Genomic DNA, 22033 nt, shown 5'->3' with positions numbered 1-22033 from the left:
CCCCGCGCAGTACATGCCTACGCCAAGGTGTTGTGTCATCTCCAAACGGAGAAAGATTCGGTTGTGTCGATTAGGACCGTGCACCTGTCCTCGATCATGGCCATCCAGCCGTACATGCCGCCGCCGCTCCCCCGAAGCGACCCTCCAACACAAGAACGTGACCACTTACGGCTGCTTCCTTCCGGACCTGACCGGGTTCATGGGCGTCCCTTGCGGAGGACTCCGGGATCAACGCGACAAGCGACATGTCGGAACTGCGTAACCACACCTCAAACAGGAATTCAACCTCGCTACAGCGGATTGCGAGTTACAGGGCACCGCTACCTCCCCGTCTAGCACGGCATCACTTAGTATAACGGTTTCCGTCCTCAAGCGCAACCTGAGGGAACGATTCCCTGTCAGACGGAGCTTGGAACGGACGATTATCTCGCCGATTGAACGTGCACATTATAGCGGGGAAAATTGAACCGCAAGACGGACGCCGCCTGCCGCTCCACCGTCGCCACCTCGCGCTGCTGCAGACCGGGCGCCAGCTTGATCGTAACGTAAGCGTCGGCCCCGTTGAACGTAATGTTCGACCCCGCCACGCCCGGCACGTTGCGGATCGCGTCCCGCATCAAATTGGCATCGTTTTTGTAGCCCAGCGCCATGTGCCGGCCCGGAATTTTCGGATACGAACTCGTTCTTCCCATATACCCGTCTTCGGCATAGCTCTGCGGCTCGATCGAAGTGTTCCCGGTTCCCCGGTTGGCGCAGCCGGTCAGGACGAGACACGCGGAAAGGGCCGCGGCGGCCAGCCATATCGTCATCGCTTTATGTTGTCGCATGAAAAAACCTCCCTTATGCGTAGGATGCATAGGGAGGTATGAGACTATACGGAGTTTCTTACAGTCCGTATTTTTTCTTGAATTTGTCAACACGACCGCCGGCATCGACAAACTTCTGTTTGCCCGTAAAGAACGGGTGGCATGCCGAGCATATTTCGACGCGCAGATTCGGCCGGATGGAACCGGTCTCGAACGTATTCCCGCAAGCGCAGGTAGCGGTCGTCACATGATATTGCGGATGGATGCTTTGCTTCAAGACGTTCACCTCTTTCCGCCCTGAACCGCAGTGCGGGTCCAGAGTAATAGACAGACAAGCGAAGTATACCACCTTGGGCGGTTAAAAACAAGAAAATGTTTGCCGGGCGAGTCCCGGCAAACCCGGCGCGAGCCGGGACGGGCTCCGTCAGCGGACGCCCGCCGGCGGGACGTGCGTGTACGAACCGACGACCACGCCCGGCAGCTCCTCGCGAAAAATGTCGAGCAGCGTCTTCATCCCGTAAACTTCGCCCCGCGCTTTCGGGATGAGCGACAGATAGGCGTCCGGATCGATGTTGAGGTTGCGCATCTGAATGAGCTTCAAGCCGGTGCGCCGGACGAATTCGATCATCGCCTCGATCTCTTCTTCCCGGTCCGTCACCCCGGGGAACACGAGGTAGTTGATCGACGTGTAAACGCCCTTGTCGGCGGCGTAGCGCAGCGACTTTTCGACGTTGGCCAGCGTATAGCCGCGGGGCTTGTAGTACGCGTTGTAGTGCTCGTCGAGCGCGCTGATCGTGCTGACCCGCATCAGGTCGAGCCCGGCGTCGGTAATCGCCCGCAAATGATCGGTCAGTCCCGCATTCGTGTTGATGTTGATATAACCGTTCGACGTCTGAGCGCGCACGCGCTTGATCGCTTCGACGATCGTCTTCGCCTGTGTCGACGGCTCGCCTTCGCAGCCTTGGCCGAAGCTGATGATCGCGTTCGGCGCTTTCAGGTGCTCCAGCATGATGTCGACGACCTCATCCGTCGTCGGCTTGAATTGCAGCCGCGTTTGGGGGGCGGGAAAGCCGCTGTCGTCCGGCTGCTCGGAAATGCAGCCGAAGCAGCCGGCGTTGCAGGCGAACGACACGGGAACCGCTCCCTCCAGCCGCTGCAAAAACGTATTGGAAGCCGTCAGGCATTCGTATTCGAGCGCGCAGTGGGACAGGTGCTGATAGAGCCGGTTTTCCGGGTAGGCGGAAAGCAGCCGGTCCACCTTCAGCTCCAGCTCGCGGCGGTCGCAATTTTCCGGATTCCAGGGCTCGGGATCGTCCGTTTGGCCGGCGGCCACGTAAAACTCCCCGTCCTTCCAGACGACGGCGGTGTAGCCGAACAAGGGCAGAAGCTGCTCTTTGTCCGTTTTCGTGTAGCCCGGCACGTAATAGCGGGTATAGCCTTGCGGCAGCAGCGCGCCGACCGCCTGGCAGCCCGGAGCCATTGCGACCATCTCGCCCGTGCGCGGATTCATGCCGACCGCCCGGGTGTACGGCAAGCCGACAAGCGTCGCGCCGGGAGGCAGCGGAATGAGCTCCTCGTCGAACAGCTCGACGAGGCGGTCGCCGCTGCGGGCGATCCCGAGCAGCTCGGGATGATCGTACACCTGGCCCTGTTCGTCTGCGTAAACCAGTTGCATGTTCGTACCTTCTTTCAATACGTCCCGTTATTCCTTCGTCGTGCTCTTGGCGGAACGGCGGGTCGTGGAAGTCGTTCTTTTGGCGGGCTTCGTCTCCGCAGGTTCGGACGCGTTGGCCGGCTCCGCCGCGTTCGCTTCCGCGGCCGGTTCGGCTTTGGCGGAACGGGTGCGGGAGGAAGCCTTTTTGGCGGTTGTCTTTTCCGCCGTTTTGGCGGACGCCGTCTCGGCTTTTGCCTTGGTCGCGGCGCTCGCCGCTTCAGCGGCCGGTTCGGCTGCGGCGGAAGACGCGGGCTCGCCGGACGATTCGGCCGCCGTCGGTTCCGCTTTCGCGGCGGCGGACGCCTTCGCGCGCGTTCCGGCGCGCGTCGTCGTCGAGCGGCCGGACGCGGCCTTCGGGGCCCGGCCCGTGCCGGCAGCCGCCGGCGCTTGGTCGGCGTCGTCTGCCGCGGAGCGGCCGGCTTGCCCGGCCGGTTCGGCCGCGGCTTCGGCGCGGGCCGCCGCTGTGGCCGCCGGCGCTGCCGGAACGGCCGGCTCGGGCGCTGCGGCCGCCCGCGGAGCGGCGGACGGCTCCGTGCCCGGAGCCGGCGCGGCCCGCTCGGCCGAGCTTGCCGCCGCAGCCGTGCCGGCAGCCGTCGGCGCAGCCGAAGCCGCCATCGGCGTTGTCGCCGCCGGAGTCGGCTGCGCCGGCGAAGCCGTTCTCGCCGCGCCGGACGTCGCTTGCGGCGCCGGGGAAGCCGAAGCGCCGTTCGAAGCCGGCGCCGGATTCGGCGGCCCCGCGTGATACGCGCCGAGCGGACGGTTGGACGCCCCCGTCGTCAGCCGGGCGCCCTGGGCGGAGCCTCCCGCGCCTTGGCCGGAAGGCCGCGCGGACGAAGATGGGCTCGAGCCGTACGGCCGGCTGGACGTCGAATACCCGTTGCGGGTCTGCTGCATCGTTCTGCCGTTTTGCGGCCTCATCGAGGCCGAGGAGGCCGAACCGCCGGCGGACGACGACGGGTAGCCGGAGCCGCCGCCCGGCGTGCCGTTACCGCCGTTCGAGCCGCCGCCACCGCCGCCGGAGCTTCCCGGACGCGACGAGCTGCCCCCGACGTCCAGCGACGCCAAAAATTCCTCGTTCGTTTTCGACTGGGCGAACTTGCGCAAAAATTGATCGACGAACTCCGGAGAGTCGTTCATGTTTTTCCGAACGGCCCACGCTTTGTCCAGCTCATCCGGCGTCAGCAGCAAATCCTCGCGCCGCGTCCCCGAACGGCGGATATCAAGCGCCGGAAAAATCCGTCTTTCCGCCAGCTTGCGGTCCAGGTGCAGCTCCATGTTGCCCGTGCCCTTGAACTCTTCGTAAATGATGTCGTCCATGCGCGAGCCGGTATCGATGAGCGCGGTCGCCAAAATCGTCAGGCTGCCGCCTTCCTCGACGTTTCGGGCCGCTCCGAAAAACCGCTTCGGACGATGAAACGCCGCCGGATCGATACCGCCGGACAACGTGCGTCCCGACGGCGGAATGACTAGGTTGTAGGCGCGCGCAAGACGCGTAATGCTGTCCAGCAAAATGACGACGTCGCGCTTGTGCTCGACAAGCCGCAAAGCCCGCTCCAGCACGAGTTCCGCCACTTTAATATGATGTTCCGGCACCTCGTCGAACGTCGACGCGACGACTTCGCCCCTTACGGAACGCTGCATATCCGTCACTTCTTCCGGCCGCTCGTCGATCAGCAGCACGAACAGATCGATGTCCGGCCGGCTGATCGAAACGCTGTTGGCGATTTCCTTGAGCAGCAGCGTCTTGCCGGCTTTCGGAGGCGCCACGATCAGGCCGCGCTGGCCGAGGCCGACAGGCGCCAGGAAATCCATGATTCGGGTGGAAAGACGATTGGGTGCCGTTTCGAGAACGAGTTTCTTGTTAGGGAAAAGTGGGGTTAAAGCGGGAAAATGGAGGCGTTCCGCTGCGGTCTCGGGGGATTCTCCGTTGACGGCGTTGACCTGCAGCAAGCCGAAGTAGCGTTCGCTCTCCTTCGGGGCGCGGCATTTGCCGGATACGAGATCTCCCGTTCGCAAATCGAATTTGCGAATTTGCGAAGCCGAAATGTAAATGTCCTCCGCACTGGGCAAGTAATTGATCGGCCGCAAAAATCCGTATCCTTCGGGCAGAACTTCAAGCACGCCCTCCATGAACAGATTGCCGCTTCGCTCCGCCTGCGCCCGCAGGATCGCGATGATCAGCTCGTTTTTTCTCATTTGATTGTAATTGGCGATCTGGTGGTACTTGGCCAGCTTGTAAAGCTGGGGCAAACTTTGGTTTTCCAAATCCGCCATCATGAAATCGGTCAATAATATCCCCTCTTTGCGATCCGAATATCGGCGATCCCCGGGTGCCGGGGATCAGCCTTCGCGCCAAATTTCGGCGCCCAAATTACTGAAAAGTTGAACAAGGTTTTCATAGCCCCGGTCGATGTACTCCACTCCCGTGATTTCCGAAACGCCCTCGTCAACCGTCAACGCCGCGATTACGAGCGCGGCTCCCGCCCGCAAATCGGCCGCCCGGACTTTGGCCGCGTTCAGCTTGCCGCCCTCGATGATGGCGGAACGGCCTTCGACGCGAATCTGGGCGCCCATTCTCATAAGCTCGGGAACATGCTTGAAACGGTTGCTGTACACGTAATCGGACAAAATGCTCACGCCGCTCGCTTGCGTAAGCAGGCTCGTCATCGGCGATTGCAAGTCGGTCGCGAACCCGGGGTATACGAGCGCCTTCACGTCGATGGCCTCGTATTTCGGCTGTCCGACGACCCGGATGGCTTCGTCCATCTCCTGGACGCGAACGCCCATCTCCTGCAGCTTCGCCGTCAAAGCTTCAAGATGCTTGGGAATGATGTTATCGATAAGGACATCTCCGCGCGTGGCGGCGGCGGCGATCATGTACGTTCCCGCTTGGATGCGGTCGGGGATGATCGAATGACGGCAGCCATGCAGGCTGTCGACGCCTTCGATCCGAATCGTTTCGGTGCCGGCGCCTTTGATTTTGGCGCCCATGGCGTTCAGCAGCGTCGCGACGTCGATGATTTCCGGCTCCTTGGCCGCGTTCTCGATCACCGTCGAGCCCTTGGCCCGGGAAGCGGCCAGCATGATGTTGATGGTAGCGCCGACACTCACGACGTCCAAATATATTTTCGCCCCGCGGAGTTCTTTGGCTCGAATGCGGACGGCGCCATGTTCGTTGGTTACGACGGCCCCCAGCGCTTCAAATCCTTTGATATGCTGGTCGATGGGACGGGGCTCGAAGTTGCAGCCTCCCGGCAAGCCGATCGTGGCTTCGCCGAAGCGGCCGAGCAGCGCTCCCATCAAATAATACGAGGCCCGAAGCATCTTTACCTGTCCGTTCGGCATCGGAACCGATTTCAGATCGGACGGATCGATGCGCATCATATCGCTCGTCCAGGTTACTTTCGCTCCGAGCTCCTGCAGCAATTCGATATAAATATTCACATCGCTGAGATGCGGAAGATTGTCAAGGCGCACTTCGGACTCCGCCAATATGGCGGCGGGAAGAAGCGCGATCGCGCTGTTCTTGGCGCCGCTGATGCTAACCGTGCCTTTCAGCGGTCGGCCTCCGCGTATCATCAATTTCTCCATGAATGCATGGTCCTCCTAGTATGCTGCTCCATGCACCGAAGCCGAATGCGGCTCCAATACAAACAATGAAGGAAAGGGAAAACGCCGCGCGACGTTTTCCCGTTGATCTGAAGATAGTACCGCACCTGGAGGCATGTCCGACGATTCGGTCCGCGCCGCAGGCTGAAATCGGCCTTAGGCCTGGTTGCTGCTGCCGAACAGACGGATTTTTTCTTTGACGACTTCTTTCATCGCCGTGCGGGCAGGCGTGAGATACTTGCGGGGGTCGATGATTTTTTCGTCTTTGCCGAGCACTTCGCGAATGACCTTCGTGCAGGCGACTTGGTTTTCGGTGTTGACGTTGATTTTGCCTACGCCGTATTGGATCGCTTGGCGAATGAGATCGTCCGGAACGCCGGAGCCGCCGTGAAGAACGATCGGGACCGGGATTTTGGAAGTGACGGCTTCGATGATATCATAGTGAATTTTCACTTCGCCCTTGTACATGCCGTGCGCCGTGCCGACGGCGATCGCCAGCGCGTCGACGCCCGTTTCTTCGTAGAAACGAATCGCTTCTTCCGGTTTCGCCAGTGCCGCATCCGCCTCGTCGACGCTGATGTCGTCCTCGACGCCGCCGATCGTTCCGAGCTCGCCTTCGACCGATACGCCCATAGCGTGCGCCGCTTTGACGATTTCTTTCGTCAGCTTGATGTTCTCTTCGTACGGATGGTGGGAACCATCGAACATGACGGAAGAGAAGCCGGCGCGGATACATTGCATCGCCACGTCGAAGCTGCTGCCGTGGTCAAGGTGAAGCGCGATCGGCAGGCCCGATTTCTTGGCGGCGGCTTCCGCGATCGCCACCGTGTATTCGATCCCCATATATTTCAGGGCGCCTTCGCTGACGCCGAAAATAAAGGGGGATTTTTCTTCCATTGCCGCTTCCGTGATCGCTTGCGCGAACTCCAGGTTGTTCATGTTGAACTGGCCTACGGCGAAACGGTTCGCTTTGGCCTTCGGCAAAAACTCATTCATTGAAACCAATGGCATAATGGTATTCCTCCTGCTCCTTAAATGGTCCGCTCTGCACGCGACCTTCATACTGCGCTATTATACCACAAATAGTCTTGGTATAGTAAACGGGTCGGCAGCCGCTTCGAGATGAGAATCCGTTCATGTAGCGGTCGCGAACCGTGGAGAAGGCCCTTCCTCGGACAGTTGCAAATTGACGGCAACCCGCAGCTCGTCGATATCGAACGGCTTCGTAAAATGCATCAGAGCGCCCAGTTCGGTCGCCTCCTTGATCATGTCGAGCTCGCCGTACGCGGTCATCATGATCACTTTGATGTCGCGGTTCATTTCCTTTATTTTCTTCAAAATCTCCAGGCCGTCCATGCCCGGAATTTTCATATCGAGCAAAACGAGATCCGGCGCATGCAGACGTACGATTTCCAGCGCGGCACGACCGTTTGCGGCTTGAAACGTCTCATATCCTTCCGTGCTAAACACTTCCAGAAGCAAAATCCGAATGCCGACCTGGTCGTCAACGATCAGCAGTTTCTTCCTTGTCATCGTTTTCATCGCCTCCGCTTCTGACGTCCATATGTAACCCGTATTCGAGATAGGTGCAAGGAAATCCTTCTTATCCTATGGAAAAAAGTGAGAGACGCCCCGGCGGTGCCGGAGCGCCTCTTCCTTTAGTTGCCGGAATGGCGGAGGGCGGCGCGAACGAAATCGCGGAACAAAGGCTGAGGACGGTTCGGTCTCGACGTGAATTCGGGATGGAACTGAACGGCCAAAAACCACGGATGCTCCGGCAGCTCGATCATCTCGACCAGACGGCCGTCCGGCGAAGTCCCGGAAATGCGCAGGCCCGCCTCTTCGATGCGTTCGCGGTATTCGTTGTTGAATTCGTAACGATGGCGATGGCGCTCGTAAACGAGCTCGTCCCCGTAGCAGCGCGCGGCGAGGCTGCCCGGCACGAGCTTGCACGGATACAGGCCGAGCCGCATCGTGCCGCCCAGGTCCTCGATGTCCTTCTGCTCGGGCAGCAGGTCGATGACCGGATACGGCGTCGCCGGATGGATTTCCGAACTGTTGGCGTTGTCCAGGCCGGCCATATTGCGGGCGAACTCGACGACCGCAACCTGCATGCCGAGACAGATGCCGAAGAAGGGCACGCCTTTCTCGCGGGCGTAACGGATGGCGACGATTTTGCCTTCGATGCCGCGGTCGCCGAAGCCCCCGGGCACGAGCACGCCGTTGACGCCGGCGAGCTGCTCCTCCACGTTATCCGGCGTAAGCTCCTCGGCGTTCACCCAGCGGATGTTCACTTCGGCATCCGCGTCGAAGCCGGCATGGGCGAGCGATTCGACAATGCTCAAATAAGCGTCGTGAAGCGCGACGTATTTGCCGACAATGGCGATTTCCGTCGTTTTGGACAACGATTTGACCCGGCGGACGAGCGCTTCCCATTCCGTCATGTCCGGCACGGGAGCCGCGGCCGTCAGGCCGAGATGCTTGACGACGTAGTCGTCGAGCCCTTCGTCGCGCAGCATGAGCGGAACTTCGTACAGCGTGGAAGCGTCGCGGCATTCGACGACCGCGTTCGCGTCGATATCGCAGAACAGGGCGATCTTGCGCTTCATGTCGTCGGCCAGCGGATACTCGGTGCGGCAGACGATGACGTTCGGCTGGATGCCGATGCTGCGCAGCTCCTTGACGCTGTGCTGGGTCGGCTTCGTCTTCACTTCCCCGGCCGCTTTAATGTAGGGAATGAGGGTAACGTGAATGTACATCACGTTTTCGCGGCCGATGTCGCTTTTGATCTGGCGGATCGCTTCCAGAAACGGCAAGCTCTCGATGTCGCCGACAGTGCCGCCGATCTCGGTAATGACGACGTCGGATCCCGTCTCGCGGCCCGCGCGGAACACGCGATCCTTGATTTCGTTCGTGATGTGCGGAATGACCTGGACGGTGCCGCCCAAATACTCCCCGCGCCGTTCCTTGCTGATGACCGTGGAGTAGATTTTGCCGGTCGTCACGTTGCTGTTCTTGGACAAATTGATGTCGATAAAACGCTCGTAGTGTCCGAGATCGAGATCGGTTTCCGCTCCGTCGTCGGTCACGAACACCTCGCCGTGCTGATAAGGGCTCATCGTGCCCGGGTCCACATTGATATAAGGGTCGAATTTTTGGATCGTCACCTTAAGTCCGCGGTTTTTCAGCAACCGGCCAAGCGATGCGGCGGTAATCCCCTTGCCGAGCGACGATACGACGCCGCCGGTAACAAAAATGTATTTGGTCACTCTTTGCAAACCTCCCACCCCATGCTCGTCGGCATTATCTTTAGCATAACCGCAATCGTCGATTGCAAATTAGACACCCTTTTTACGCCGGACATGAGGCGAGGTTAAGCTGCGATTTCATGCCCGACAAAACAAAAAAGTGACACCCATAATAATGGGGGCACTTTTTAATCGATTCACCTATGGAAAAGCACGGTTCTAAAGCCCAAGCCTAAGTTTACCGTCTAAAGGATATGGTGTCAAGCCTCGCGCGGCCTCAAGCCCGGGCTTCCGAATGTCCGGTCCGCAACCGTCCGGAAAGGCGGTCAGTCGCGCTCGTCCTCATCGTCCGGATCGAGATCGTCGTCGTCCAGCTCTTCTTCCGCTTCCTCTTCCAGCTCGCCTTCAAGCTCGGGGTCTTCCTCTTCCTCGATCTCGACTTCCTCGTCGATTTCGGCGGCTTCTTCGCCTTCGTCGAAAATTTCTTCCCGTTCTTCGTCGAACAGGTCGTAATTTTCGTCGTCGGCCGCCACCACTTCTTCCTCGTCCTCGCCGTACAGATCCTCGTCGTCCAGATCGTCGTCGTCGTTGATGATCCGCGGGCGCTTGCCGCTTCCGGTCACCGCCTCGTCGGCCTTCTCGACCGGATACCAGCGCTTAAGGCCCCACACGTTGTTGCCGACGCAGGCGAAGCGCCCGTCGATGTTGATCTCGGTGTACACGTGCACGATCAAATCGTTGATTTGCTCTTCGGTGAACCCTCTCAATTTGGCGATTTCGTTCATCAAGTCCCGATAGTAAAAGGGAGTGTTCGCCGCCTTTAAAACCTCGAACGCAAGATCCACCATCGGCAGCTCGCGAATTTTTTCTTCATTTAGCTTCAGGACGTATTCCGCGCTCACGCTGCACCTCATCCTCTCTTTATATTAAGCGATTGTATGCTTCAATCCCGGTTGGTTTCAGGTGTCACCCATTAGTTAACCGCATTTCCTATAAAAATGCAAGCGCCGAAAAAGCGAAGGCATGCCGGGCCGGCTGCGCCTTCGCTTTTCGACTGTATCCCTCCGGCCGCTTCCCATGCAAAGCGGCGCGGCGGAGAACCCGCAAGGGTTCTCCATCCATCGTATGGCCGCCGGCCGATATTGACACACCCCGTCGCCCATTTGCGCGCAAAAAGGCCGGTTTCCCAAGCCGTTCCCCGGGTCGTTCATACAATAGGGAAGCATACGACGGGAGGGATGCCCCATTGGAAACAAGCGGGTTGCTGAAATGGCTGAAAGGTTCCCTCTCCGCTCCGGAGACCGACGCCGGCAGAACGATATTGCGGTTCGTCCGTCCGGGAGACGACAGAAGGTTTTTTCAGGCGCTGCAATCGCAGCGCAAAAACTGCAAAGCGCTGCAAAGCGTCCGCCGGCTCGGCATCATTCGCGCCTATGCCTGTCCGATCCCCGTCGACCAATTGCCGCAAGCGTTGACGAAATCCGTCATCTGGGAACCCGATGCGGTCGTTCGCGTCGACGGACTGCCGCAGGCGTCCCCGGGCTCTCGCACGGCGAAAGGCGTTCCTTGGGGGGTGCGGAAAATCGGCGCCCCCGACGCGTGGGGCCGGGCCACCGGCTACCGCGTCAAAGTCGGCATCATCGATACCGGCGTCGACTTTCAGCATCCCGACTTGCGCCATTCGCTGGAAAGAGGGATCAATCTTCTGCAGCGGACGCAGCTTCCTCAGGACGATAACGGCCACGGCACGCACATCGCCGGCACGATCGCCGCGGCCAACCAGCTTCAGGGCATGATCGGCGTCGCGCCGCGGGCTTCCTTATATCCGATCAAAGCGTTCGACCACAACGGGACGGCTTACGTTTCCGATATTATTCTCGGCATCGACTGGTGCGTCCGCAACCGGATGAACGTCGTCAACATGAGCTTCGGCATGCACGGCCGCAGCCGGTCCCTGCTGCATGCGGTGGGCAACGCCTACCGGTCCGGCGTCCTCATCGTCGCCTCGTCCGGCAACGACGGCAAGCGGGGAACGATCGACTATCCCGCCAGATACAGCCAGACGGTCGCCGTCGGGGCGACGAACCGGCAGGGCCGGGTAGCCGCGTTTACGAACCGCAGCAGCTATATCGATATTTATGCGCCCGGAGAAAAAATCGAATCGTGCTGGCTGCAGGGCAAACGCAAAATCATGAGCGGCACGTCGATGGCCACCTCGCACGTCACCGGCGCCGTGGCGCTTTTGCTGTCATACCGCCGGGATCTGACCCCGAGCAGATCAAACAAATTTTGAAGCGGTCCGTGCGCCCGCTAAGAGGCGCGAAAGCTCTCCGGACGACCGCCGGAGAGCTTCGCATAGGCTTGATGATGCAAGCGGCCGACCAGCTGAAGCCGCGTCAGCCCTGAGCGGACGACGGCCTGGCCGGAATCTCCCCCGCTCGGCCGCGGCGACGGCTTACATTTTTTCCGGGGCCGATACGCCGACCAGCTTCAGGCAGTTCGCCAGGACGATGCGCAGCGCCGCCAGCAGCTGCAATCTGGCCTGGCTTTGCTCCGCGTCCTCGGTGATGACGCGCTCCGCCCTGTAGTAGCTGTGGAAAAGGGCCGCGATCTCATAGATGTAGCGAATGACATAATGCGGAGCGTAATTGGCCGCCGCGTCGGCGATCACGGCAGGAAGCTCGCCCATTTTGCGAAGCAAGTCGAACTCTTGCTCCGCCGTCAGCCTGTGAAGCGGCGCTTCGGCGACCGGCAGCAGGCGGATGCCCTGCTCCTCCGCCTGGCGGAAAATGCTGCAAATGCGGGCGTAGGCGTATTGCACGTAAAACACGGGATTTTCGTTGGACGTCGAAACGGCGAGGTCCATGTCGAAGTCCAGATGCGAATCCATGCTCCGCATCGTAAAGAAATAGCGAATCGCGTCGACGCCGACTTCGTCCATCAAATCTTCCATCGTGACCGCCTTGCCGGTCCGTTTGGACATCTTCACCTTTTCCCCGTTCTGGAACAGGCTGACCATTTGGGCGATCAGCACCGTCAGCTTGTCGGGATCGTTGCCGAGCGCGGCCATGGCCGCCTTCATGCGCGGAATGTACCCGTGGTGGTCGGCGCCCCAAATGTTGATCATCTCGTCGTAGCCGCGGCCGTATTTGTCCATATGATAGGCGACGTCCGGCGTCAAATACGTGTACGAGCCGTCGTTTTTGACGAGAACGCGGTCCTTGTCGTCCCCGAAGGCGGTCGTGTTCAGCCAGACGGCTCCGTCCTGCTCGTAGACGTGCCCCTGCGCCCTCAGCGCGTCCAGCGCTCCGGTGACGCGCCCTTGCTCGTAAAGCGAAGTTTCGCTGTACCAGATGTCGAAGCGGACGCCGAAACGGGCCAAATCGCGCTTGATTTTGTCCAGCTCCTTGGACAGGCCGTACTCCCGAAGCTTCTTGAACCTTTCCTCCTCGGACAGCGAAAGCAGCTTGTCGCCCTCCTGCTCCGCCAGCTCCTTGGCAAAGCCGACGATGTCCTCGCCGTAATAGCCGTCCTCCGGCATGTCGGCTTCCTGGCCGAGCGCCTGGCGGTATCTCGCCTCGATCGACTTGGCCAAATTCGCCACCTGGTTGCCCGCATCGTTAATGTAGTATTCGCGCGTCACTTCGTTGCCCGCGAATTCGAGCAGGTTCGCGAGCGCGTCGCCAACGGCCGCCCCGCGAGCGTGGCCCAGATGCAGGCTGCCCGTCGGGTTGGCGCTGACGAACTCGATCTCGACCCGGCGCGGCTGCTCCTTCGTCAGGCTGCCGTAGCGCTCCTTCCGATCGAGAACCGATGCGATGACGGGATACAAATACTTTTTGTCCAAACGGAAATTGATGAACCCCGGCCCGGCGATTTCGGCGGACTGAATGTAAGCGCCCGAACCGTCGAGATGCTCCAAAATGGCTTCGGCGATTTGGCGCGGATTGCGTTTGGCGATTTTCGTCAGCTGCATGGCGGCGTTCGTCGCCAGGTCGCCGTGCGCTTTTTCCCTCGGCACCTCGATCGCGAAGACGGGCAGCTGCTCCCGCTCGGCCAGGCCGGCCGCCACGGCGGCATCCGCCACGGCCTCCCTTATTTTTTGATACAGTTCCTCCAGCACATATGCGCTCATTGTTCGTTTTCCTCCTCGATAAGCAAACGTAAATTCAAACGATTGGCCCACTGTTCGTTCATCCAAAGCTCGTATTGCCACCTGATCTCGATCGGCAAACGGTCCGCCGTCGCGGGCAGGATGCGCAGCTTCTTCGTTTCGATCTCCAATCGGAACCTTCCCGCTCCCGACTGGATCCAGCCCGCCGTCCTCGCGCCCGGCCGGAAGCTCTGCTCGCCCCGCACTTCGCCGTGCCGCAAAATCGCGAATCCGTCGGCGTTCCACTTCATCGTCACCGAGCATCGTCCCCGATCCTCGTCCGTCTCCTCGTACCGGACATAAAAGGAGCCGGCCTTCGGGTACAGCGTGCCCCGATATTCCAAAACCGAGGTCGCCCCGTCTTGCATGGAGTATAATCCGATTTTCACCCGTTTCGGTTCCAACGCCATCGCCAAGTCGATTTCGCCCCCCTTCCGCCAAACGTCGAAATTCCGCCCGGCCCTCTTGGTTGGATTTCATCCAATGAGGAACCGAATTTTCGCGCACTCCGCCGTCTTCGTTGGATTTCATCCAATGAGGAACCGAATTTTCGCACATTCCGCCGTCTTCGTTGGATTTCATCTAATGAGGAACCGAATTTCGCGCATTCCGGCGTCTTCGTTGGATTTCATCCAATGAGGAACCGAATTTTCGCACATTCTGCCGTCTTCGTTGGATTTCATCCAATGAGGCGGCCGGATTCTCTCGAATTTCGTCCGAATCCCCGTTTTCCGTTGGATATAATCCAACATAGCACGCGCTTCTTGTTTATTTCGCTCGGCAGATTGGAAAAAATCCAACGTAGGTTGACAGCCCCGGTAAAAACAAAAAATCCGTCCCTTATGAAAGAGACGGATGGTGTCCGCGGTGCCACTCTTCTGAAATTCCGCGCGAAAGCGGCATGGATCGGGTCGCTTCGCTTTAGAATTCGCTCGATTCGGATAACGGCTTTCGCCGGGTCCCCCTACTTCGGGTTCGGGGAACCGACTCCCGGGTGCGCTTCCTTCATCCCGCCTCGCCGGCTCTCACCCTCCCGGCTCGCTGCTGCAGGCATGCGACAAAGTACTCTCCCGTTCCTCGTCATTGGTTATTTAGTCTAAATTATAGGTTACCGAAGCAAAAAAGAAAAGCCGCATCCGCCCGAACAGGCAAAAAAAGCGGCATTTTGCGGATTTGACGCATCGGGCCCGGTCATCACGCTGTATGCGAAACCGCATTTAACGCGAAAGGATTAACGGCTTGAATTAACGGCCCGCTGGGGCCGTTAATTCGGCTTGCAGCCCAGGCTAGAGGCCGATTGGCGCAAATAACGGTCTGCGGAGGCCGTTAATCGGCCTGAATTGGGCGTTCCGAAGAATTAACGGCCCGCTGGGGCCGTTAATTCGCCTTGCAGCCCGGATTGGAGGCCTGGAAGCCAGCGAACCGCTATCTCTTCCTCGTTTCGGTCAGCTTGAACTGCCCGACCAGCTGCTGCATGTTGGAGGTGATCGCCTCCACCGTATGGGACGTATGCCGGACGGTGACGATATCGCCCATCAGCTCCTGCACTTTCGCCTCGACTTCGGTGGAGACGGCGCGGTTTTCCATGCTGACGGCGGCGATTTTCTCCATCAGCTCGACCACCTCGTCGACGACCTGCGTTTTGAGCGAGTCGCCGCCCTTTGCGCCGGCCAGCGTTTCGTTCGCCACGGCGACCAGTTCGGTGCCCTCGGTGACGACCCTCGTGCCCTCTTCCATCGAAGTGTAAGCTTGCTGCGCGTGCGTGTAAATTCGCTCCACGATTTCGTGGACCTCTTCGGTCGACTGCCGCGTCATGTCGGCCAGCTTGCGGATTTCGGACGCGACGACGGCAAAGCCTTTGCCGTGCTCGCCGACCCTCGCCGCCTCGATCGAGGCGTTCAGCGCGAGCAGATTCGTCTGCGCGGAAATCTCCCCGATGACGTGAAGAACGCTCCGGATTTCGTTGGCGGTGTCCATGAAAATCCGGATCGAATCGTTCGTTTGCGCGACGCGGGTCGAAATTTGCGACATTTTGTCGCCGATCCGGACGACCTCGTTTTGGGCGACCGTAATTTGCTCCGCCGCCTTTTCTTCGAGCATGAGCAGCGTCTGGCGCATCTCGTCCGCGACGTCCTTGGCCACGTCGATATCTTTCAGTTGCCGCCGGATGCTTCGGATCATCGCGTTGATCCGGTCGTTCACCTTCTCCGTGGACTGTGCCGTCGTCGCCGTCGAATCGTTGAGCTGCTTTTGGCTGGACGTCACGTCCGACGCCGCCAGCTTCACCTTCAGCATGACGCCTTCCAGGGAGTCGATCATGTTGTTGATCCATTTGGCAAGGTCGCGCGTTTCATCGTTGTCGAACTCCGCGATGTTCATCCGCTGGGTCAAGTCCCCCGGCCCTCCGCGTTGATGCGGATAAAGCTGTTGATCTTGCGCAGCGGCATCACGACCCTTTGCTTGCTGCGCCTGCGCAGGACGGCCAATGCCGAAAGCCCGTAAACGACTTGAATGGCGAGCGCGCACAAAGCGACATAAATCGGCTCGAACGCGCGGGCCGCGAAAAACAGCGCGACGACGGTCGCAACCGCAAAACCGCCCAAAAGAAGCAGTTGAGGGCGCGCATGGCGCGTGGCGATGCTGCGGATCCGGTAAACCTCCTCCAGATCCCCTTCGCACATCATCCCCACAAATCGGGACAATGGGGCAGCCGGAACGTAACCCCCTTGCCGATAACCGGAATATGCCGATAGTCGGAATACCCCGGAAACTCGACGAACAGGTTGCTCCCGTTGCGGATCGTATTCGCGACGCCGGGGTGAAGCTCGCCGGTAGCCGGGTCGGTAAACATAAGCTCCAGCTCGGTGTGCTCCTTGACCGAAACGATGCCCCAGTCGGTCGTCACGCCGTCCTTCAGGTTTTCCCCGTGGGTAAACGTGCGGTCTTCGAACCGGCTGCGGGAAAGCGCCGTCCCGGGAGCGATATGTACGTTGAGCTCCGGTTTGGCCATGAACAGATAGTTGTCGCCGGAATCGGGATAAACGTGGCCGGACTCCCGCTGAATCAAGTCGCCGATGACGTCGTTCGGGACGCGTCCGCACAAGTAGCCGGCCGTGGCGCCGTCCGAAATGACCGGGTTAATGAACAAAAGCGTCATTTTATCGTGAAAAGGCGAAGACCTCGAGCCGATTTCCAGCGTGAGCGGATCCGGGTAAGGACCGAACAGGCATTTGCGCGCGTCTTTTCCCCCGTTGTCGGTATATTGCAGTCCTTTTGAAATGAGAGAGTCTTCCCCGTAGGTTTTCCCTTTGTGCGGAATGTGCGTGGAATAGACGACCGTGCCGCCGCGATCCAGAAGAAAAAGCTCCGTAAAATCCGATCCTCGGGTGTACGCCTGTCCGAACATGCGGTCCCAGGCATCCTTGCTCCCTCCGTCGCCCAGCGACGCCGCCCCGCCCGCCGAGGCTAGCTGATCGAGCAGCCGGTCGAGATGGTGCCAGTAGTCCGTCGTCCAGTCGATCAAAATTTGCTTGCGCGTTTCGGCGATCCCCTCGAAAATATCCTCCACATCCGACTTCAAATCGGCATTCAGGCGATAGGATCGCCAGAGCGGAAACCCCTTCTTCCATCCCAGCCAGTCAAACATGCCACATCCCCCCATGCGGACAGTTTCTCTTGCTCTAGTGTCAGTTATTGTATCATAAGTCATAGGGATTTGGGCTTATTTTTGCAGAAATATTTGGATATTTAAGTGATTACGTCAATTTTTGTTCCAAATGGCGTTTGGTTTCGCTTACTTTTCCAAACGAGTGGCATGCTTCCTGGGGATCATGATTATTTGCGGCACTCAAGAGTGCGGCCATGGCGAAATGAGTAATGGTTACCCAACTGTGTGCGGTTCCTGGAGCACGGCCGGGCGAGATGGGTAATTTTTACTCAACTGTGTGCGGTTCTTGGCGCATGGCGGGGCAGATGGGTAATTTTTACTCAACTGTCCGCGGTTCCTGGAGTACGGCCGGGCGAGACGGGTGATTTTTACTCAACTGTCCGCGGTTCCTGGAGCACGGCCGGGCGAGATGGGTAATTTTTACTCAACTGCGTGCGGCCGCATGCACACGACGGTAGAGTTAAGCCACCATGATTCGACCGGAGTCCCGGGGGACCGAACCGACTTCCTGAGCGGATGGGAAAATGTCGTCGGAAAAATATTCACGCGCTCCCGAGCGGCCCACCACCCGTGCCCGCGAGCTTGTCCGGGTCCTTGCACGGTGAAGACTTAAACATTTTTATATAAAAAAACCGCCTCCCGAAGGAAACGGCTTTCTCGCTCGCTTTTCGCGCATATAGTTCTTATTTCACAAACCCCAACAGCATCTCGCGAATCAGCTTGGCCGCAACGATCGGCGTCTGCTCCGTCGGATCGTAAATCGGGGCGACCTCGACCACGTCGGCTCCGACGACGTTCGCTCCGGAGCCCGCGATAAGATGAACCGCTTCGAGCAGCTCCTTGGACGTGATGCCTCCCGCTTCCGCCGTGCCCGTGCCCGGAGCCGCGGACGGATCGAGCACGTCGATGTCGATCGTCACGTAGACCGGACGGCCGGCAAGCGACGGGATCGCCTCCCGCAGGGGCGCCGCCACTTCGAACGGGTAAAAGTTGATGTTCTCCCGGGCGTACGCCCACTCTTCCCGGCTGCCCGAACGGATGCCGAATTGATAAATATTGCGCCCGCCCATCAGTTCCGCCGCTTTGCGGATCGGGGTGGAGTGCGACAGCGGCTCTCCCTCGTAGCTTTCCCGCAAATCGGCGTGCGCGTCGATGTGGATGACGGCGAGATCCGGATATTTTTTATGCATTTCCTGAAGCACCGGCCAGGTGACGAGATGCTCGCCGCCCATTCCGAACGGGAACTTGCCGTCCGCCAGCACGCCGCGCACGTAGTCGCCGATAATGTCGAGGCTCCGGGCCGCATTGCCGAACGGCAGCAGCAGGTCGCCCGCGTCGAAATAGTCGAGCTCCTCCAGGCTGCGGTCGAGATAGGGGCTGTATTCCTCCAGCCCCACCGACGCTTCGCGAATCCGGCCGGGGCCGAAGCGGGAGCCCGGACGGAACGAGACGGTATAATCCATCGGCATGCCGTAGATGACCGCTTTGGAGGAGGCATAATCGCCGGAGCTCAGGATGAAGACGTTGCCGGAATATTTTGGGTCCAATTTCATGGGCGTTGCGGTCTCCTTTCGGTTCGCGGCCGATATTATTTGGTCAGGTCTTCCACGAATTTCGGCAGCACGAACGCCGCTTGATGCAGGCGGGGCGTGTAGTATTTGGTGTCGATTTCGGGAATGTCTTCGGGCTTGACGTTCAGCGGGTCGTGCTTTTTGCTGCCCATCGTGAACGTCCACAGGCCGCTCGGATACGTCGGGATATTGCACCCGTACACGCGGACGATCGGGAACACTTCCTTGACGTCGCGGTTGACGGTTTGAATCAGGTCGGCCTTGAACCAGGGGTTGTCCGTTTGCGCGACGAACAGGCCGTCCTCTTTAAGCGATTCGTAAATGCCCTGATAAAATCCGCGCGTGAACAGCTGCACGGCCGGACCGACCGGCTCCGTCGTGTCGGCGATGATGACGTCGTATTCGTTTTTGTGGTCGTGGATATGCTTGAAGCCGTCGTTCACGAGCACTTCGACGCGCGGATCGTCCAGCTTGCCGGCGATCGTCGGCAAATACTTTTTGGAATATTCGATGACTTTGCCGTCGATGTCGACGAGCACCGCTTTTTTCACTTTCGGGTGCTTCAGCACCTCGCGGATGACGCCGCCGTCGCCGCCGCCGACGACCAGCACGCTTTCCGGGTTCGGGTGCGTGAACAGAGCGGGATGCGCGGCCATCTCGTGATAGACGAATTCGTCGCGGACGGTCGTCATGACCATCCCGTCGAGCAGCAGCATGTTGCCCCACTCTTCCGTTTCCACCATCACCAGCTCTTGAAAATCGGTTTGCTCGTGAACGTAAGTATTTTTGATTTTGGCCGTAATGCCGAAGTTTTCGGTTTGTTTCTCGGTAAACCACAGTTCCGTAGAAGACATGAGCAGAACCCTTCTTTCCAGGGAAATTTGATCGTTCGCGTGTCGATTCCTGCGGCCGGCGCCAGCTCTCGTCCGTGGTGATCGCAGGCGCGCCACAAGTTAAGCCAACCAACAAGTATTATAGGATATCGCCGGCAAAATGCAACCGAAGTTCCCGCAAAAAACCGCCAACCGTCGGCCTTAGAATATACCGGCTCTTCTTACTCCATACTAAGTGGGAAATGTTAACTCCGGATGAAACCGAAGGAGGGAAAGCCGTGGACCGGAAAACGAAACGTTCAACCCGCGCAAAAAGGCGGCCCGGACGCCTTCGCAAAAGTCATATTTTGTCGCTGTTTCTTCTGTCGGCTTCCGTCTTGCTGTTCGGCGCCCTCGCCGCCTCCGTCCGTTACGGATCGCTGCCCGCGGCTTCCTTTCCGCAATCGACGCAAATTACCGACGCGAAAGGCGGCGTGCTTGCCTCGCTGCAGGGAGGCGTCAATCGTCGGACGGTATCCCTCAAGGATATTTCCCCATGGCTCGTCAAGGCGACGCTCGCCGCCGAGGACCGGAGGTTTTACGAACATGCCGGACTCGACCTCCGCGGGCTTGCCCGGGCCGCCTGGGTCGACGTGCGCCATATGTCCAAGGAGCAGGGAGCGAGCACGCTGACCCAGCAGCTCGCCCGCAACCTGTACCTTTCCCACGAACGAACGTGGAGCCGCAAGCTGAAGGAGGCTTGGTACGCAGCCAAGCTGGAGCAAACGTACTCGAAAGACGAAATTTTGGAGATGTATTTGAACCAAATTTATTACGGCCACGGCGCCTACGGAGCGGAGGCCGCCTCCAGGCTTTACTTCAACAAGCCCGCGAAAGAGCTGACGTTGGCCGAAAGCGCCTTGCTTGCCGGCATCCCGAAGGGGCCGCGCTACTATTCGCCGCATCTGCATCCCGACCAGGCGGCCGCCAGGCAGCGGACGGTCGTCCAGGCGATGAAGGAGACGGGCAGCATTACGGTCAGGCAGGCGGAGCAGGCCGCCGCCGTGGCGGTGAACGTACAGCCGTTGCCGAAAAACCAGGGCGTCATTGCGCCGTATTTCGTCGATTACGTCCGCAAGCGCGCGGCCGAGCTGCTCGGCGAGGAGGAATCGCTGCTCAGCGAGGGCGGGCTGACGATCACGACGACGCTCGACGGCGACATGCAGCGCGCCGCCGAGGAAGCCGTCGCCGCCAAAATGCCGAAGGAAAGCGAACTGCAAGCCGCCCTCGTCGCGATCGATCCCGCCACCGGCTACATTAAAGCGATGGTGGGGGACGCAATTACGCCGCCAACCAGTTCAACCGGGTGTTCGCGACTACTCGCCAGCCGGGTTCGTCGTTCAAGCCGATTCTGTACGCGGCTGCGCTCGACAAGCGCGTCGTCACGGCCGCCAGCCGTTTCCGGAGCGAGCCGACGATTTTTTATTACGACGACAATCGGAAAATTTACCGCCCGAGCAATTTCAACGACCGCTATTCCCATGAGGAAATCGGGCTGCGCCAAGCGATCCGGACGTCGGACAACATCTACGCGGTCAATACGATCATGCAGGTCGGACCCGAAGAGGTGATCGGAATGGCGCGCCGGCTCGGGGTAACCGCCCCGCTTTCCGCGGTCCCGTCGCTTGCGCTCGGCACGTTCCCGGTCAGCCCCTACGAAATGGCCGCCGCCTTCACCGCGTTCGCCGCGGGGGCAGCAAGACCGAACCGGTCGCCATCGTACGCATTGCCGACCGCAACGGCCGCGTGCTGTACGAGAACCGGCCCCGGAAAACGCAAGTCATCGAACCGTCTCTCGCCTATGTCGTGACGGACCTGCTCCGCAGCGTATTCGATACCGGCGGAACCGGCCACCGGGTGGCGAAAATGCTGAAGCGGCCGGTCGCCGGAAAGTCGGGCACGACCTCGTCCGACGCCTGGTTCGTCGGCTACACGCCGGAGCTGACGACGGCCGTATGGGTCGGCTACGACCGCGGGCGAGCTATCTCGTCCAGCGAAGCGCACCGGGCCGCGCCGATTTTCGCTCAGTTTACGGAAGCCGCGCTTGCCCATGTACCTGCCCGGGAGTTCGAGGTGCCCGAAGGAGTCGTCAGCCTCGACATCGACCCGGCCAGCGGGCTCATCGCAGGAACCGGGTGTCCTGCCGACGAAAGGGAAAAAGTCCGGGAAGTGTTTCTCGCGGGCACGGAGCCTACGCAGACCTGCGCCGTAAAAGAAGACGCGAAAGAGCCGGGCGGAACCGGCGAGAACGGCGCATCGTGGTGGAGCAGGCTGCGGAACTGGTGGACCGGTTGAGCCGGGGCGAATGTCGTAGCGAAGCAGGCTGCGCGGCTGCCGGGACGTTCGTTTCGAAATTGCCCGGACAGGATACCTCCTTTCTCGCAGGGGGTCTA

13 protein-coding genes, 1 other RNA gene, 3 pseudogenes and 1 other annotated feature are annotated in these 22033 nt (G+C 59.8%); of the genes and pseudogenes, 2 read left to right on the top strand and 15 right to left on the bottom strand.

Features of this window, described 5'->3' with window-relative positions; genetic code table 11:
* Positions 1-76: 76 nt before the first annotated feature.
* From ffs to rpoE, 10 genes and pseudogenes are all read right to left on the bottom strand, one after another.
* Positions 77-341, bottom strand: an RNA gene (gene ffs, locus JW799_RS09150) — signal recognition particle sRNA large type.
* An 81-nt stretch (positions 342-422) separates the two neighbouring features.
* The gene (locus JW799_RS09145; protein ID WP_080831914.1) at positions 423-827 is read right to left on the bottom strand and encodes a hypothetical protein; all 405 of its coding nucleotides are present in this window, start codon (positions 825-827) and stop codon (positions 423-425) included.
* 58 nt (positions 828-885) lie between these two features.
* The gene (gene rpmE / locus JW799_RS09140) at positions 886-1083 is read right to left on the bottom strand and encodes a 50S ribosomal protein L31 (RefSeq protein ID WP_080831915.1); all 198 of its coding nucleotides are present in this window, start codon (positions 1081-1083) and stop codon (positions 886-888) included.
* 147 nt (positions 1084-1230) lie between these two features.
* Positions 1231-2481: a radical SAM family protein gene (locus tag JW799_RS09135; RefSeq protein ID WP_080831916.1), complete on the bottom strand. Its 1251-nt coding sequence runs from the start codon at positions 2479-2481 to the stop codon at positions 1231-1233.
* A gap of 999 nt (positions 2482-3480) precedes the next feature.
* A pseudogene (gene rho, locus JW799_RS09130) lies at positions 3481-4797 on the bottom strand (transcription termination factor Rho); the annotation flags it as partial.
* Positions 4798-4860: 63 nt separating this feature from the next.
* A complete protein-coding gene (locus tag JW799_RS09125; RefSeq protein ID WP_080831917.1) occupies positions 4861-6111 on the bottom strand; it encodes a UDP-N-acetylglucosamine 1-carboxyvinyltransferase in 1251 nt (416 codons plus the stop codon).
* A gap of 174 nt (positions 6112-6285) precedes the next feature.
* On the bottom strand, positions 6286-7140 hold the full coding sequence (gene fba, locus JW799_RS09120) for a class II fructose-1,6-bisphosphate aldolase (RefSeq protein WP_080831918.1): 855 nt from the start codon (positions 7138-7140) through the stop codon (positions 6286-6288).
* 123 nt (positions 7141-7263) lie between these two features.
* Entirely contained in the window at positions 7264-7662 is a 399-nt protein-coding gene (locus JW799_RS09115; RefSeq protein WP_205429476.1) for a response regulator, read from the bottom strand.
* 125 nt (positions 7663-7787) lie between these two features.
* Positions 7788-9398 (bottom strand): CTP synthase, encoded by a 1611-nt coding sequence (locus JW799_RS09110; protein WP_080831920.1) that lies wholly within the window; start codon positions 9396-9398, stop codon positions 7788-7790.
* 305 nt (positions 9399-9703) lie between these two features.
* Positions 9704-10279 carry a DNA-directed RNA polymerase subunit delta gene (rpoE, locus tag JW799_RS09105; RefSeq protein ID WP_080831921.1) on the bottom strand — a complete coding sequence of 192 codons (576 nt, stop codon included), beginning with the start codon at positions 10277-10279 and terminating at the stop codon, positions 9704-9706.
* A gap of 344 nt (positions 10280-10623) precedes the next feature.
* Here rpoE and JW799_RS09100 point away from each other — a divergent pair, with 344 nt between their 5' ends.
* Positions 10624-11670: a S8 family peptidase gene (locus JW799_RS09100; RefSeq protein WP_240353208.1), complete on the top strand. Its 1047-nt coding sequence runs from the start codon at positions 10624-10626 to the stop codon at positions 11668-11670.
* A gap of 162 nt (positions 11671-11832) precedes the next feature.
* Here the strand turns inward: JW799_RS09100 and argS are convergent, their stop codons facing one another.
* The 5 genes and pseudogenes from argS to speE form a co-directional block, all read right to left on the bottom strand.
* Positions 11833-13512: an arginine--tRNA ligase gene (argS, locus tag JW799_RS09095; RefSeq protein ID WP_205429474.1), complete on the bottom strand. Its 1680-nt coding sequence runs from the start codon at positions 13510-13512 to the stop codon at positions 11833-11835.
* Positions 13509-13940: a YwiB family protein gene (locus JW799_RS09090; RefSeq protein WP_240353594.1), complete on the bottom strand. Its 432-nt coding sequence runs from the start codon at positions 13938-13940 to the stop codon at positions 13509-13511. Before JW799_RS09090 ends, argS begins: the two co-directional genes overlap by 4 nt.
* Before the next feature lie 434 nt (positions 13941-14374).
* Positions 14375-14617: a binding site (T-box leader), on the bottom strand.
* 338 nt (positions 14618-14955) lie between these two features.
* Positions 14956-17176, bottom strand: a pseudogene (locus tag JW799_RS30020) (methyl-accepting chemotaxis protein).
* Positions 17177-17880: 704 nt separating this feature from the next.
* Positions 17881-18750 (bottom strand): agmatinase, encoded by an 870-nt coding sequence (speB, locus tag JW799_RS09080; protein WP_080832043.1) that lies wholly within the window; start codon positions 18748-18750, stop codon positions 17881-17883.
* 35 nt (positions 18751-18785) lie between these two features.
* A complete protein-coding gene (speE, locus tag JW799_RS09075; RefSeq protein WP_080832044.1) occupies positions 18786-19622 on the bottom strand; it encodes a polyamine aminopropyltransferase in 837 nt (278 codons plus the stop codon).
* A gap of 221 nt (positions 19623-19843) precedes the next feature.
* On the opposite strand from speE, the pseudogene JW799_RS30015 reads away from it, so the two are divergent.
* Positions 19844-21935: pseudogene (locus JW799_RS30015) on the top strand (transglycosylase domain-containing protein).
* Positions 21936-22033: the final 98 nt, after the last annotated feature.

It is taken from the genome of Cohnella algarum (assembly GCF_016937515.1).
GTDB lineage: Bacteria > Bacillota > Bacilli > Paenibacillales > Paenibacillaceae > Cohnella > Cohnella algarum.
This window is presented reverse-complemented; position numbering and strand designations above follow the sequence as displayed.